16 protein-coding genes are annotated in these 13,564 nt (G+C 71.5%); 8 read left to right on the forward strand and 8 right to left on the reverse strand.

Annotation, left to right across the window (positions count from 1 at the left end; translation table 11 throughout):
* Positions 1–32: 32 nt before the first annotated feature.
* The 3 genes from C2865_RS08660 (at position 33) to C2865_RS08670 (ending at position 3,973) form a co-directional block, all read left to right on the forward strand.
* Positions 33–1,163: a sensor histidine kinase gene (locus C2865_RS08660; protein WP_157963628.1), complete on the forward strand. Its 1,131-nt coding sequence runs from the start codon at positions 33–35 to the stop codon at positions 1,161–1,163.
* Between the two features lie 342 nt (positions 1,164–1,505).
* Positions 1,506–2,396 (forward strand): ABC transporter ATP-binding protein, encoded by an 891-nt coding sequence (locus tag C2865_RS08665; RefSeq protein WP_106397839.1) that lies wholly within the window; start codon positions 1,506–1,508, stop codon positions 2,394–2,396.
* A complete protein-coding gene (locus C2865_RS08670; RefSeq protein ID WP_106398635.1) occupies positions 2,396–3,973 on the forward strand; it encodes a hypothetical protein in 1,578 nt (525 codons plus the stop codon). Before C2865_RS08665 ends, C2865_RS08670 begins: the two co-directional genes overlap by 1 nt.
* A 28-nt stretch (positions 3,974–4,001) precedes the next feature.
* Here the strand turns inward: C2865_RS08670 and C2865_RS08675 are convergent, their stop codons facing one another.
* Positions 4,002–5,060, reverse strand: coding sequence for a hypothetical protein (locus C2865_RS08675; RefSeq protein ID WP_106397840.1), 1,059 nt, complete (start codon positions 5,058–5,060; stop codon positions 4,002–4,004).
* Between the two features lie 168 nt (positions 5,061–5,228).
* Between C2865_RS08675 and C2865_RS39285 the strand changes: the two genes are divergently transcribed.
* Positions 5,229–5,372, forward strand: a complete 144-nt coding sequence (locus C2865_RS39285; RefSeq protein ID WP_157963629.1) for a hypothetical protein — start codon at positions 5,229–5,231, stop codon at positions 5,370–5,372.
* Between the two features lie 355 nt (positions 5,373–5,727).
* On the forward strand, positions 5,728–6,846 hold the full coding sequence (locus C2865_RS08680) for a methyltransferase (protein ID WP_106397841.1): 1,119 nt from the start codon (positions 5,728–5,730) through the stop codon (positions 6,844–6,846).
* A gap of 30 nt (positions 6,847–6,876) precedes the next feature.
* Here the strand turns inward: C2865_RS08680 and C2865_RS08685 are convergent, their stop codons facing one another.
* The 4 genes from C2865_RS08685 to C2865_RS08700 form a co-directional block, all read right to left on the reverse strand.
* Positions 6,877–7,428, reverse strand: a complete 552-nt coding sequence (locus C2865_RS08685) for an NUDIX hydrolase (RefSeq protein ID WP_198653106.1) — start codon at positions 7,426–7,428, stop codon at positions 6,877–6,879.
* A 121-nt stretch (positions 7,429–7,549) separates the two neighbouring features.
* The gene (locus C2865_RS08690; RefSeq protein ID WP_106397843.1) at positions 7,550–7,864 is read right to left on the reverse strand and encodes a chorismate mutase; all 315 of its coding nucleotides are present in this window, start codon (positions 7,862–7,864) and stop codon (positions 7,550–7,552) included.
* 32 nt (positions 7,865–7,896) lie between these two features.
* On the reverse strand, positions 7,897–8,091 hold the full coding sequence (locus tag C2865_RS08695) for a DUF397 domain-containing protein (RefSeq protein ID WP_106397844.1): 195 nt from the start codon (positions 8,089–8,091) through the stop codon (positions 7,897–7,899).
* Positions 8,088–8,891: a helix-turn-helix domain-containing protein gene (locus tag C2865_RS08700; RefSeq protein WP_106397845.1), complete on the reverse strand. Its 804-nt coding sequence runs from the start codon at positions 8,889–8,891 to the stop codon at positions 8,088–8,090. The genes C2865_RS08695 and C2865_RS08700 overlap by 4 nt, the downstream gene beginning before the upstream one ends.
* A 137-nt stretch (positions 8,892–9,028) precedes the next feature.
* Between C2865_RS08700 and C2865_RS08705 the strand changes: the two genes are divergently transcribed.
* A complete protein-coding gene (locus C2865_RS08705) occupies positions 9,029–9,508 on the forward strand; it encodes an ATP-binding protein (RefSeq protein WP_106397846.1) in 480 nt (159 codons plus the stop codon).
* 99 nt (positions 9,509–9,607) lie between these two features.
* Here C2865_RS08705 and C2865_RS08710 read toward each other — a convergent pair whose 3' ends face one another.
* Complete coding sequence (locus tag C2865_RS08710; protein WP_157963630.1) at positions 9,608–10,042, reverse strand: DUF4345 domain-containing protein; 435 nt, start codon at positions 10,040–10,042, stop codon at positions 9,608–9,610.
* A gap of 133 nt (positions 10,043–10,175) precedes the next feature.
* On the opposite strand from C2865_RS08710, the gene C2865_RS08715 reads away from it, so the two are divergent.
* Positions 10,176–11,156: an AraC family transcriptional regulator gene (locus tag C2865_RS08715; RefSeq protein ID WP_106398636.1), complete on the forward strand. Its 981-nt coding sequence runs from the start codon at positions 10,176–10,178 to the stop codon at positions 11,154–11,156.
* 31 nt (positions 11,157–11,187) lie between these two features.
* Here the strand turns inward: C2865_RS08715 and C2865_RS08720 are convergent, their stop codons facing one another.
* On the reverse strand, positions 11,188–11,538 hold the full coding sequence (locus tag C2865_RS08720; protein WP_106397848.1) for a winged helix-turn-helix transcriptional regulator: 351 nt from the start codon (positions 11,536–11,538) through the stop codon (positions 11,188–11,190).
* Positions 11,539–11,718: 180 nt separating this feature from the next.
* Between C2865_RS08720 and C2865_RS08725 the strand changes: the two genes are divergently transcribed.
* Positions 11,719–12,585, forward strand: a complete 867-nt coding sequence (locus C2865_RS08725) for an NAD(P)-dependent oxidoreductase (RefSeq protein WP_232835465.1) — start codon at positions 11,719–11,721, stop codon at positions 12,583–12,585.
* A 45-nt stretch (positions 12,586–12,630) separates the two neighbouring features.
* Here C2865_RS08725 and C2865_RS08730 read toward each other — a convergent pair whose 3' ends face one another.
* The gene (locus tag C2865_RS08730; protein WP_106397850.1) at positions 12,631–13,491 is read right to left on the reverse strand and encodes an NAD(P)-dependent oxidoreductase; all 861 of its coding nucleotides are present in this window, start codon (positions 13,489–13,491) and stop codon (positions 12,631–12,633) included.
* Positions 13,492–13,564: the final 73 nt, after the last annotated feature.

Consider the following 13,564-nt stretch of genomic DNA (forward strand, 5'->3'; position numbering starts at 1 on the left):
ATTCATGGCGACGCACGCTCATCGTGTGCGCGGTGGCGGCAGCGGTGGCCGCGGCTGGGCTGGCGGTGCTCCCGCACGGGTTGGTGGCCGCGCTTCCGGCCTGCCTGGCGGCCGCCGCGCTGATGCGGCGGCCGTACCGCGGAGTCACGCTGACGGCGGCGGTGGCGGCGGTCGCCACCGTGTCCCTGGTGGTGTACGCGGCCTACCGCGGACCGCAGGACCCGCTCGAACTGTGGAGCATGGTGGAGCTCCCGGCGCTGCTGGTGCTCGCCGGGAGGGCGGTCCGGCGGACGCCGCCGCGCCGCGCGGCCGTGCTGATCGCGGCGATCACGGCGGTGGTGCTCGGCCTGGCGTTGCGGCCTGCCCTTCTGACGTCGGACGAGGAGTGGCTGAAGGCGTCACTCGTCGGCTCGGCTCTGTTCGTGTTCCCGCTGGGATGCGCGGCCGTGATCGGGGCCTACCTGCGGGGGCTGGACCAGCGGCGGGTCCGCGCGGTCGCCGAGGCCCGCCGCGCGCAGCGGCTGGCGCTCGCGCGCGACCTGCACGACTTCGTCGCCCACGAGGTGACCGGCATCGTGCTGGAGGCGCAGGCCGCACAGCTGCGCGACCTGGACGCCGCAGAGGCGCGGGCGGTGCAGCGGCGGATCGAGGAGGCCGGACTGCGCGCCCTGGACTCGATGGACCAGACCCTGGAGGCGCTGCGCGACCCGGACGAGCAGCCCCCGGCCGGCCCGCCGCCGACCCGCCTGTACGGTCTGGGCGACCTGCCCGACCTCGTCGGCCGGTTCTCGGCCCCCGGCCTCCCGCACGCCGGCCTGGACCTCGACCCCGAGGCCGTCGGCCGCCTGCCCCGGGAGGCGGACGGCACCGCCTACCGGGTGGTCCTCGAAGCGCTGACCAACGTCCGGCGGCACGCCCGCCGCGCGAACCGGGTGGAGGTGTCGGTCCGCGGCACCGCGTCCGGCGTCGAGATCCGCGTCCACGACGACGGCCCCCGCGGCCGGTTCGGCACGGCCCTGACCCGGGCGCGCCGCTCGGGCGGCACCGGCCTCGCCGAACTGGAGGCCCGGGTCCGCGGCCAGGGCGGAACCCTGACGGCCGCCCCCGACGGTTCGGGCGGCTGGTCGGTGGTGTGCACGATGCCCGCCGCCAGGGCCGCGTGACGCGGGGCGGCGGCCTTTTCGCCATGGGTGGGCGTGGGTCCGGCTCGGGCGCGCCGGTCGGTCGACACCGGTCTCGGCGGGTCCGGGGTGCGGGCGGGGCGGTCCCGGTGTCGGCGGCGTGCAGGGTGTGCGCCGCCCGGGTGGCGGGGCGGCGGATGTCGCGGGTCGGGGCGGGTGGCGGATATCTGCCGAACGGCAGATGTGGGGGTCCGCGGGGTGCAGGAGTCTGAGGGGGCGCCGATCGACCTGGCGCTTCAGGAGGATTGCGATGTTTCCCGAGAAGAACAGATTCGTTGCGGCATCGGCCGCCGTCACGCCGACGGCCGGGGGGTGAGCGCGGCGATGCTGGAGCTGATCGACGTCACCAAGGACTACAAGGGCGGCAAGCGCGCCGTCGACGGCATGACGATGCGCCTCGGGCCGGGGATGCTGGGCCTGCTGGGGCCCAACGGGGCGGGGAAGTCCTCGCTGATGCGGATCGCCGCCACCATCACCCGGCCCACGTCCGGGAAGGTGCTGTTCGACGGCGTCGACGTCGTGGCGCGCCCGGACGCGCTGCGCCGCCACCTCGGCTACCTGCCGCAGGACTTCGGCGCCCACCCGAACCTGACGGCCCGGGAGTTCCTGTCCTACCTGGCGGCGGCCAAGGGCATGTCGGCGCGCTCGTCGAAGGCCCGCATCGCGGAGCTGCTGGAGACGGTGAACCTCACCGAGGCGGCCAGGCGCCCGCTGGGCAGGTACTCCGGCGGCATGCTGCGGCGGGTCGGGATCGCCCAGGCGCTGCTCGCCGACCCGCGGGTGATCATCGTGGACGAGCCGACGGCGGGCCTCGACCCGCAGGAGCGCGTCCGGTTCCGCACCATGCTCGCCGACCTGGCCGCGGACCGGGTCGTCATGCTGTCCACGCACATCGTCTCCGACATCGAGTCGGTGGCGTCCGACATCGCGGTCGTGGCGGGCGGCAGGCTGCTGCGCCGCGGCACCCCGGGCGAGCTGCTGAACCTGGCGCGCGGCCGCGTCTGGGAGCTGCTGGTGTCCCCGGCCGAGGCGGACGCCGTGCGGATGGGGCACGTGGTCAGCCGGATGGTGCGCACGGCGGAGGGCGTGCGGATGCGGGTGATCTCGGACGCGCCTCCGAGCCGGGACGCGGTCCCGGCGGCACCCGACCTGGAGGACGTGTACCTGGGTCTCGTCCACCCGCACCCGTCCCACGCCTCGGGAGGCTTCCGGTGATGCTCCAGACCATCGGCGGGACGGCCCTGGGCGACTTCCGCGACCGGGTGCGCCGTCCCGTCTACGCGGTGACGCTGCTCGCGGCGGTCGTCCTGGGCTACCTCGCGGTCCCCGACGCCCAGGCCCGCTTCGTCATCCTGAACATCGGCGGCTACCGGGGCGTCTACGACAGCGCCTACGTCGGGACGGCCACCGCGCTGGCCGCCGCCCTGTGGCTGACCCTCGGCGGCTTCTACGTCGTGCGCGGCGCCATAGAGCACGACGAACGCACCGGCGTCGGGCGCCTCGTCGCCGCCACACCGCTGCGCACCCCCGCCTACCTGGCCGCGAAGTTCCTCAGCAACGTCATGGTGCTCGGCTCGATGGTGGGCGTCCTGGCGGCGACGGCGGCGGTGATGCAGTTCACCCGCGCCGAGGACCGCGCGATCGACCCGATCGCGCTGCTGACCCCCTTCGTCGTGATCGCCCTGCCGATGGTGGCGGCGACCGCCGCCGCGGCGCTGCTGTTCGAGACGCTCCCGCTGCTGCGCGGCGGCATCGGCAACGTCGGCTGGTTCTTCGTGTGGCTGACCGTGGCGGTCGGCGGGCTGTCCGCCCGCGCCCCCGTCGACGTCCTCGGCGCCCAGCACGTCATCCGGGCGTTCCGCGCCACGATGACCGAGCAGGGCATCTGGAAGCGCCACAGCTCCTTCAGCCTCGGCCTGACCCAGGAACCCGAACCGCTGAAGTCCTTCCCATGGGGAGGTCTTCCCCTGACCGCCGAATTCCTGGGCGGCCGGGCGCTGCTCGTCGTCGCGGCGCTCCTCGTGGCACTGCTGCCCGCCCTCTGGTTCACCCGGTTCGACCCCGCACGCGGTGGTTTCCGGCTGACGCCCCGGCAGACGCCGGCGACCGAGCCCGAACTCCCGCCCGCACCCGCGTACCGCGGCCTGCCCGCCACACCCCCGGCGTACGGGAACACCTTCGGCAGGCTGCTGGCCGGCGAACTGACCATCATCGTCCGGGAAGCCACCGCATGGTGGTGGCTGGGCGCCGCGATCCTGGCCGCTGTCGGCCTGGCCGTCCCGTCGGGCTCCGTCGCCCCCGTGGCCCTCCCGCTGGCCTGGGTCTGGCCCGTCCTCCTCTGGTCGAAACTGGGCACCCGCCACCAGAGCGACGGCATGGAAAGCCTGATCGGCGCCTACCCGGCACCCCACCGCCGCCTGCTCGCCGAATGGACCGCCGGCCTGGCCGTCACGGCCCTCCTGGGCCTGACCCCCCTCGTCCGGATGGCCGCCTCCGGCGACACCCCCGGCATGACCGCCTGGCTGGGCGGCGCCCTGCTGATCCCGTCCCTCGCCCTGGCCGCGGGCACGCTCACCCGCACCCCCCGCCTGTTCCAGGCGCTCTACCCGGCCCTGTGGTACTGCGCCTTCAACGGCCTGGCCCCCCTGGACTTCATGGGCGCCGTCCGCGACGGCGACACCCCGGCCGGCCCCCACCCCCTGGCCGTGACCGCCCTGGCGGGATCACTCCTGGCCCTCACCCTGCTCACCGCCTCCGCCCGAGGCTCCGCCCTGCTGACCCGACATGCCTGACGGTCGGGAACGTTCCGGGCAGCACCTTTCAGCGGGCCTTCCCGTAGGTGAAGACGGCACTCGTTCCCAAGGCTTGGCGACCGCCGACGGCCCACAGGGAGGTGGTGCCCGGAACGCGAGCCATGTCCGAGAAGGCCCCGCCGTTCTTGACGGACCTCCATTTCCCGGAAGGGAGCCGGTGGTACAGGAGGGGTTCGCCGGGCCCGTCCACGCCCTGAAGGAGGCCCCTGCCGCTACCGATGGCCCAGAGGCCACCGCGGCCGTCGGAGGCGATCCGGTCGATGCTGGAATGAACGGAAGGTAGCGGGACGCGCTCCCGCCGCCAGCGCTCGCCGTCCCAGCGCAGCAGATAGGTCACGGCGGACGTCTTGTTCGAGTACCGCGCGGCCGTCAGCCAGATCTCCTTGGGCGACCTCGCCTCCAGCAGGTCGAGTTCGACGCGCTGGCCTTTGACGCGCTCGGGCAGCGCACCGACCCGGACCTTCGTCCAGCGCTTCCCGTCCCACCGGACCAGCGACTGACCCGCAGGCCGCCAGCCGAGCGCGTACCGTCCGGAGAAGTCGTGAAGGCGGAGCTTCGCCTTCTTCTCGGTCCAGGTACGCCCGTCGAACCACCAGTTCAGTTCGGTGTCCCCGTTCTTGAATATCCCGGTGACGAGCACGCGGCCGCGCCCGAGCGCCTTGATCTCGGGAGCAGCGCCCTGAACGGACTCGTGCTTGGCGAGCTTCCATGCCTTACCGCCCCACCGCAGGACGAAGATGTCCACGCCGAACTCCGGGCCGCGACTCCAGCTCACGGCCCAGCCGTCGTCCGCGGAGGCGAAGTCGGCGCCGAGAAGGAAACCTTTGGCCTTTCGGGGAAAAGCGACCTTCTTGATCTTCTTGCCGTCCCAGCGCAACGACGTCGGCCGAAGGGCGTCATCGAAGCCGAAGAACCAGGTGGCACCCTCGCCGACCGCCTCGACACGATCCAAGAAGACGTCACCGCTGATCTTCTGATGGACCTTCCAGCGCGGCGCCGCCGCACCGGCGGGGCCCGGAACAGCGCCGACGGCCAGCAGCAGGACACCGAGGAACGCTCTTCTCACGTGCTCGCTCCAGGGCAGAGGGGGTGATCGGAGATCCTAGTCCCGGCGTCCGAACCCGGCCCGCACAGCCTCTGCCGTTCGGTCGGCAGCCGAAGAACAAGGCATTTCGCTCTCGTGGAGGAGACTCCTGCGGCCGGAGATTCGCGGTCAGAACGGGATGGCGGGATCTTGTCGTCGGCCGACTGCCGTACGCCGATCGGTGCGACCGTCCGGGCGCAGGAGGGCTCCCACCGGTCGGCCCGCTGGTACCAGACCTCCGGTTTCGGCGGCGACTTCCAGGTCTGGCGCAAACCCGGCGGGACTCCGGTCTGACCGGCCCGGTCGAACCGGCGGCATGGCGGATATCGAGGCGGTGCCCGGAACGCGAGCCATGTCGGAGAACGCCCCGTCGTTCTTGACGGATTTCCTTTTCCTGGAGGGCAGCGGGACGCGTTCTTGTGCGGTTGCCTGCGGGGAGCGCGGCGTGCGATTCTCTTCGGACCTCTCTGAAAGGGCTGGACGTGACGCTCGGCATGGTTCTCGGCGATCTGCCTTCTCGCGCTTCGACGTGGGAGCGGTAGCACCGCCTGCCTGACACGCGCGCTCGTGCCGTAGCACGGGCCGTTTCTCCTGCCCCTCGTCGAAGTGCCGTTCGCGTCCCGGCACTTTCGACCACGAGGAGAACGTGGTGTCCACGATTCACTGGACCGAGAACGAGATCTTTCACTCCGCACGCTGGCATTCCGAGAGCACGACGCCGCCCTCGGAGTGGGTCGTCGTCGCTGATGACCGCATGAGAGCGGATGCCGCCTACCGTTTGGCCTGTGAGGGCACCGCTTTGTTGTGGCGAGGCGACTTCCACAACGCGCGGCAACTCCTGAAGGCGATGAGCCGCCGCGTCGACCGGAAGCCACCCCAGGGAGGCGGCGGCCCGGCGGAGACCTTCCACCTGCACCGCCGTGCTCGGGGCCACCGCGCCCGTGTGCTGGGCAGGCTCCTCGTCCTCCTGGAAGACGATCACTCTCTGAACCTGCGCAGGGCACCCGATACGCGCAGGGCCTGCACCGAGGCGTACGGTCCGCCGTCCGAGCCGACGGCGGTCTCCCTCACGGAACTGCTGGGGGTGATCGGAGCGCACCAGTGGCGGACGAAGGGCGTGGAGGTACCGGCCCTCGGCGCACGCATCCACCCGCATTACGGTGTGTTCTCCCCGGTCCGGGGCGAGTACGTCGACCTGGTCGCACGGGCGCCGCTCCCTGACCCGGCTCCCCGTACCGCGTTCGACCTCGGCACGGGGACGGGAGTGCTCGCAGCGGTCCTGGCCCGCCGGGGAGTCCACCGCATAACGGCCACTGACATCAGCCCGCGCGCCCTGGCCTGCGCCCGCGAGAACTTCCGCCGGCTCCACCTCACCGGCAGCATCGACGTGGTGGGGCCCGCCCTCTTCCCCGAAGGCCGCGCGGACCTCGTCGTCTGCAACCCGCCGTGGCTCCCGGCCCACCCCACCTCCACCGTGGAGCAGGGCGTCTACGACCCGGCGGGCGGCATGCTCCACGGTTTCCTCGGCGGGCTCGCCGCCCACCTGGAACCGGGCGGCGAAGGCTGGCTCATCCTGTCGGACCTGGCCGAACGCCTGGAACTCAGACCACGTGACGAACTGCCGGCCGCCATCGAGACGGCAGGCCTCTGCATAATGGACAAAATCGACACCAAGCCGCGGCACTCCCGGGCCCGTGACACCGCAGACCCCCTCCACGTCGCCCGTGCGGCCGAGACCACGTCGCTCTGGCGTCTGGTCCGCAGGTGACCTTGCCGCCGCCGGACACCGCCAAGGCGCTCAGACGGTCGGCTTGAGGTATCCGGCGGCGGTCAGACCTGCGAAAGCCATGTCCGCGTCGGTCAGCTGGCCGCTGAGGACATGTTCGAGGAACTCGCGTACGGGCATCAGCACCGTCTCGACGAACTCGCCGTCGTCCGGTTTCGGCTCGGCTGCCTTGCGGCATCCGCGGGCCAGGACCGCGTGACGGCGATGCGAGGCGTACGAGGCGAGGTAGGTCTGCATGACGACCTCGACCGAGGCCGCCTCGTATCCGGTCTCCTCCAGTAGCTCCCGAGCCGCGGCGGCCTCGACCGGCTCGCCGTCCTCGGCGTTTCCGCCCGGCAGTTCCAGCAGGATCCGACCGGGGCCCGGCCGGTACTGGCGGGCCAGCACCACCTGCTCGTCCTCGGTGATGGCGACGAGTGCGACGGTCGCGCCACCGGCGAGGACGTCCCACACGCCCTCGCGGCCGTCCGGATAGCGGTACCGGCGGCCACGGACCTTCAAGAACCCCGCCGGGCCGTCCATCTCACTCAGCTGCGTCCACTCGCCGACCCTGGTATCGCTCACGCGGCCGTAGCTTACGGAACGGCAGGCCCGTCGGCTCGATGGGCTCCGGACGGTCACAGGCCGAACCTCCGCAGCTGAGCGGGATGCGGCGGGATCGGTCCCGGTGGGGCTTCCGCTTCTTCTACGCGTCTTCCCGCAGGGGGGAGTCCTCCCGGATCCGCGCGTGCTCCTTCAGCTCCAGGTCGATGAAGGCGCCGATCATCGCCCGCCACACGGCCTCGGCGACGTCGGGGGCGAGCCCGGCCTCGGCGGCGCGGCCGCGCACCGCCGTGATGACCTGCTCGACGCGGTCGGGAGCACGGACGGCCGCCGTGTCCTTCTTGAAGGTCGCGGCGGCCCGTACCAGCCCCTGCCGTTCGGCCAGCAGCCGGACGAGCTCGCCGTCGATCCCGTCGATGAGCTCTCGGACTTCGGAAAGGGATCTGGGTTCGGTCATCCGAGGATGCTCCCAAGCGCCTCGGCTGAAGATCAAGTCATTTTGATCTCGTGGAGGAGGCGCCCGAAGGCCCGGGGGTTCACGGCCAGGGCGGGGCGGTGGGGGTTCTTGCTGTCGCGGATGCCGACGGTGCCGGGGAGGGCGGCGACCTCCACGCACTGGCCGGAATTGCCGCCACTGTGGGTGCTCTTGCGCCAGATGACAGAAGCGAAGCCGGTGTCCTTCACAGGGCCTCCAAGAGGTCATGAATGAATCGCTCGGAATCCGCAGCCGACAGGGCCTTGTTCCGGATTATTTCGAACAGTACATCCAGTTGCGCGACGTGACGTCCCATCTCGATGAGTTGGCCGCGGCCTCCTGCGCTTTCCACGTAACCGACAGGAGGGCTTTCGGGAAAACTCAGGATCTCGAACGCGCCTTCGGGGCAGATTTCGGCGTCTGCGGGGACGATGTGCAGGGAGGCCCGGGGTTTCTGGGCCAGATGGAGCAGGTGGGTGTACTGCTTCTCCATCACTTCACGCCCACCGAAGGGGCGCCGGACGGCGAACTCGTCCAGGAGGGCGATGACCATCGGAGGGTCTTCGCCGTACAGCAGTTCTTGCCGTTCGACCCGGGTGGCGACCAGGTGGTCGATCTTGTCCGGTCGCTCGTTCGCCTGGAGGACGACCCGTGCGTACTCCTCCGTCTGGAACAGGCCGGTGATGACGAAGTTCTCGTACATCTTGAGCGTGCTCGCCTCGGCCTCTGCGTCCGCGAATTCCGTGAAACCCGCCGGCAGGCCGGTCTCCTCGAGAAGCCTCGGGTGCAGGGCCTCGAAGAAATGAGGCACTCCGAGCGCGGCGTCCAGCGCTTTGGAGAGAACCAGCCCCGGCGTCCGGGCGCAGTTCTCGATACCGCTGATCAGGCTCGCCGAGACATGCACCATCCTGCCGAGATCCGGTTGGGAGAGCTTCCGCTGCTCGCGCAGCCGTTTGAGATGAAAAGCGAAGAACGCCCGCGCTGATTCGTCGGGTGGAGGAACAGCCATGGAACACCCCTCCCCGGCCCGCACACCACGTTGTGTGAGCCAGACGGCGGCTGTGGAGCCGATTTCGTCGCCAAGCGTAGTCGCGCCGACACAGAATGGCGGGCGACTCGGCAGATCCCGTCACCAGGAGGCGACCCATGCGAACCGAGAATCCCCCCGTCCCGACTGCGGACGCCGTGGCCGCTCCACCGAGCGCCGGCCCCCGCGACCCCCACCCGTCCGAGCAGGACTTCGTCCTCCACCTTCGCGCCTATGAGAACGGCTCCGTCGTCGCCCGCCGCCTCACCCGCCTGGTCCTCGACCTGTGGGACTGGCAGGGCGATCCCGACGCGCCCCTCACCGTGATGGCCGAACTCTTCGCCAACGCCTGCCAGGCCGCCCCCGGTGGCCCCGTCCGTCTCGGCATCGCCTGGACGCCCGCCGGAGTCCGCCTCGAATGCCACGACCCGGCCCCGGACCGGCCGCCTGTTCCGTCCCTCCCCGACGACCTCAGCGAAACCGGCCGTGGCCTCTATCTCGTAGCCGCCTTCTCCGCCCGCCACGGCATCAGCCCGGCCCCGCCTCCCGATCCCGGCAAAACCCTCTGGGCCGTCATCCCTCATGCGATCGGAGCCTGACATGGCCACTCTCTTCCTCACCGCCACCACCCTCCTTCCCCTCTTCCTCACGGCCCTCGTCCGCGGGGACGGCGGTGCGCTCGGCGTGCCGGTGCGGGATCAGCCGCGGGACGGGGCCCGGACGAGGAAGGCGGCGCAGGCCAGGCCGAGGACGAGTTCGACCAGGCCCGCGACGACGAGGCCGCCCGGGGGGAGCCCGTCGAGGGCGGCGCTCAGCAGCCTGGACAGGGCGTACGACAGGTAGGCCAGGGCGCCGACGGCGGTCGCGGTGCGGGTCAGGCGGGCGACGAAGGCACCGAGCGTGATGAGCACGCCGGACGACAGCAGCAGGCCGCCCGCCGCGCGGCTCTCGCTCAGCAGGGCCGTCCCGCCGTCCAGGACGATGCCGTTCACCGCGTGGAAGGACTCGGGGGCGAACAGGGTCGCCGCGCCGATGCCGGACAGCACCAAGCCCGCGACGGCCAGCAGGGACCTCAACGGTCTCGAAGGACGGTTCTCTCCCGGGACGTGCGGGGACACGGGCGTGGTTTCCATGAAGGCTCCCTGAATCGGTGTTGGATCCAGGGTTCTCCAGGTCGGGGGGACGCTCAATGACAGATCGTCCAGGTTCCGTGCCCGTTCGTCTCGGCTCTTGGACGGGCGGGCGCGCGGTGGCAGCATGGCGGCCATGCCGCAGGCCGCCCGACCCTTCCCGTCCGCCGCCGACCCGCTCGGCGAGGTCCTGCACCAGCTGCGTCTGACGGGCACGCTCTACTGCCGTGCGGAGCTCACCGCGCCCTGGGGCGTGGAGGTGCCCGAGCTGCCGGGCTCCATGACGCTGCAGGTCGTCACGGCGGGCCGGTGCCTGCTGGAGGTCGGTGACGCCGAGCCGATCCCGCTGCGTCAGGGGAGCCTCACCCTGATCCCGCACGGCGTCCCGCACCGTCTGCGCAGCGGCCCCGGGGCCGGGATCGTCCCCCTCTTCGACATCCCGGTCGAGCAGGTCACCGAGCGCTACGAGTTCATGCGCCACGGCGGGGGCGGCGAGGCCGCGCTCGTCACCTACGCCGTCATGCGCTTCGACCACGGCGCGGCCCGCCGCCTCGTCGCGCAGCTCCCCGACGTCCTGCACATCGACGCGTGGGACGACGAGGAGGGCTGGCTCGCGAGCACTCTGCGGTTCATCGCCCGCGAGGCCCTCGCGGTGCGCCCCGGCGGGGAGACCGTCATGACGCGACTGGCCGACGTCCTGGTCGTCCAGGCGATCCGCATGTGGCTGGACTCCGCCCCGCAGGCCCGCGAGGGCTGGCTGGCCGCCCTGCGCGACGAGCACATCGGCCGCGCCCTCGCCGTCGTCCACCGCTCTCCGGAGCGCCCGTGGACCGTCGCCGCCCTCGCGGCCGAGGCGGGCATGTCCCGTTCGGCCTTCTCCGCGCGGTTCACTTCCCTCGTCGGCGAACCGGCCATGGCCTACCTCGCCTCCTGGCGGCTGGACCTGGCCCGCACCCATCTCCAGGACACCCGCGACCCGCTCTCCGCCGTGGCCCACCGCTTCGGCTACCAGTCCGAGGCCGCCTTCTCCCGAGCCTTCAAACGGGCCTTCGGCGTCTCCCCAGGCAGGCTTCGCGCTCCCGGCCTCCCTCCCGCGTCCTACGGCGAGGCCACCTGACCGGTGAACGCGTCTGGTGCGCGAGCGCCGGTCACCGCATCTGGTCCCAGGGGACGGCCTCGATGCGCTCGATGTTGTCCTCGCCCCACTGGCCGAGCGGTCCCATCGCGGTGTTGAGGGAATGCCCGAACTCGGTCAGCGAGTACTCCACCTTCGGCGGGACCTGGTGATAGCTCTCGCGGTGCAGCAGTCCGGTGGTCTCCATCTCCCGCAGTTGCAGGATCAGCACCCGCTCGCTGATGCCGGGCACCGCGCGCCGCAGCTGCCCGAAGCGCAGGGGGCCGTCCTGGAGCGCGAACAGGATCAGCCCCTTCCACTTGCCGCCCATGACGGCGATGGCGGCGTCGAGCCCGCAGGTGAACGCCCGCTTCGTCTCCTTCATCGACCCCTCACACTTACATTTCTGTTAGTACCTGACAAAATTGTAGGTACTTGATCGAATGTCTGTACAAGGTCCAGCATGAAACAGGCGAAGCGTCATGGTGCTGAAAGCAGCACGATCGCCACTTTTCGCCTTTTTCATGACTGGAGTACACATATGCATGGGGCAAACCGGACACCCGTGGTCGTCATCGGACTGGGCTCGATGGGTACGGCGCTGGCCGAGGCCTTCCTCGAGGCCGGGCACCCGACCACCGTCTGGAACAGGACCGCGGCCAAGGCCGCGCCTCTGGTCGCCAAAGGAGCCCGGCATGCGGCGGCCGTCGAGGACGCGGTGGCGGCCGGCCCCCTGATCGTCACCTGCCTGACCGCCTTCGAGGACACCCGGACGGCCCTGGAGCCGGCCGCCGCGTCGCTGCGCGGACGCGCCCTCGTCACCCTGAACAGCGGTTCCCCGGCCGGTGCACGCGAGACGGCGGCCTGGGCCGCCGGCCACGGCGCCCGGTTCCTCGCTGGAGCGGTCAAGAACGTGCCTTCCGCCGTGGGGGCGCCGGACACGCTGCTGTACTACAGCGGCGACCGGAGCGTTTTCGAGGAGTTCGAGGCGACGCTGAGGGTGCTGGGCGGCGACACCGTCCACCTCGGCGACGAGGCCGACCTCGCCGCCCTCTACGAGATGGCGGTGGGCGCCGTCCTGCTGCCCGCGCTCGTCGGCTTCTTCCAGGGCGCCGCCGCCGTCCGGGCGCGCGGGCTCGAGGCGGCCTCCATGGTCCGGTTCACCGGCAAGTGGCTGGACATGATCAAGTCCCTGCTGCCGACCTACGCCGAGGAGATCGACAGCGGCGACTACACCGACGCCGCCTCCTCGGTGAACCTCTTCCTCGCCGGTGCCTCCTACGACGAGGAGCTGGCCGAGGAGGCGAACGTCGACGTCGAGTGGCTCGCGCCCCTCAACGGACTGGTGAAGCGGGCGGCGGAGGCGGGCCACGGCGAACACAGCATCTCGGCCCTCACCGAGGTGCTCCGGAGGCCGGAACGGGCGGCATGACACCGTGTCCCGGCCGGGCTTTCCCAGCGGGCCCCGTCCAGGGCGTCATGGCCTCAGCACCTCGGTCAGGCTGGTGAGGCTGTCCTGGCCGTGGCCTGCGGCGGTGCCGCGGCGGAAGAGCTCCAGGATCGCCGCCGGGACGGAGCCGTCCACGCCGGACGCCTGCGCGGTGTGCAGTACGTGTTCGAGGCTGGCCGCGCCCATGGCCAGGGTGTCCACGTCTCCCGCGTGGTGGTCGGCGTCGATGCGGGGGGCGTAGAACTCCAGGAAGTACTGGAAGTCCATGGTCTTGATGGCGTGGGGGAGGAACTCCCGCGCCGAGATGCCGTTGGCCCGCGCCACCGCCTGGCCGTGCAGGTAGCCGACCAGGCCGGTCCAGAACATGTCGATCCCGATCTGGTAGTACAGCGCGGCCAGGCCGGGGTCCTCGCCGAGGTAGTCGATGCCGGTCAGGACCTCCAGGGCGGTCCGGTGGGCCTCGATCGCCTCCCGGGGGCCGCTGTAGTACGTCAGGGCCTCCGGGGTGCCGATACCCGGGGGCGGCACCTGCACGCCGCCGGTGATCTGCACGCCTCCGCGGGCGGCGACCCACTCCGCCGTCTCGCGGACCCTGTCCGGGGTGTCGGAGGTGAGGTTGGCCAGGGTCCGGCCGGACAGGGCGGCGGGCGCCTGCTCGAGGATCGCGCGCGCGGCGGCGTGGTCGGTCAGGCTGAGCACCACCAGGTCGTTGGCCCCGAGCGCGGCCGCCACGGTCTCGGCACGGCGGGCGCCGCGGACCACCAGCCCGTCGGCCCTGCCCGGCGTGCGGTTCCACACGGTGACCTCGTAGCCCTGGTCCAGGTAGGCGCCGGCCATCGCCTGCCCCATGGGGCCGAGGCCGATCACGGTCACGGATGCGACGGTCATGGGTCTTCTCCTCTGACTAAAACGAACGCTCTATTTAGGGATGACGCTAGCACACCACTGGAACGAACGCTCT

It is taken from the genome of Actinocorallia populi, assembly GCF_002995495.1.
GTDB lineage: Bacteria > Actinomycetota > Actinomycetes > Streptosporangiales > Streptosporangiaceae > Actinocorallia > Actinocorallia populi.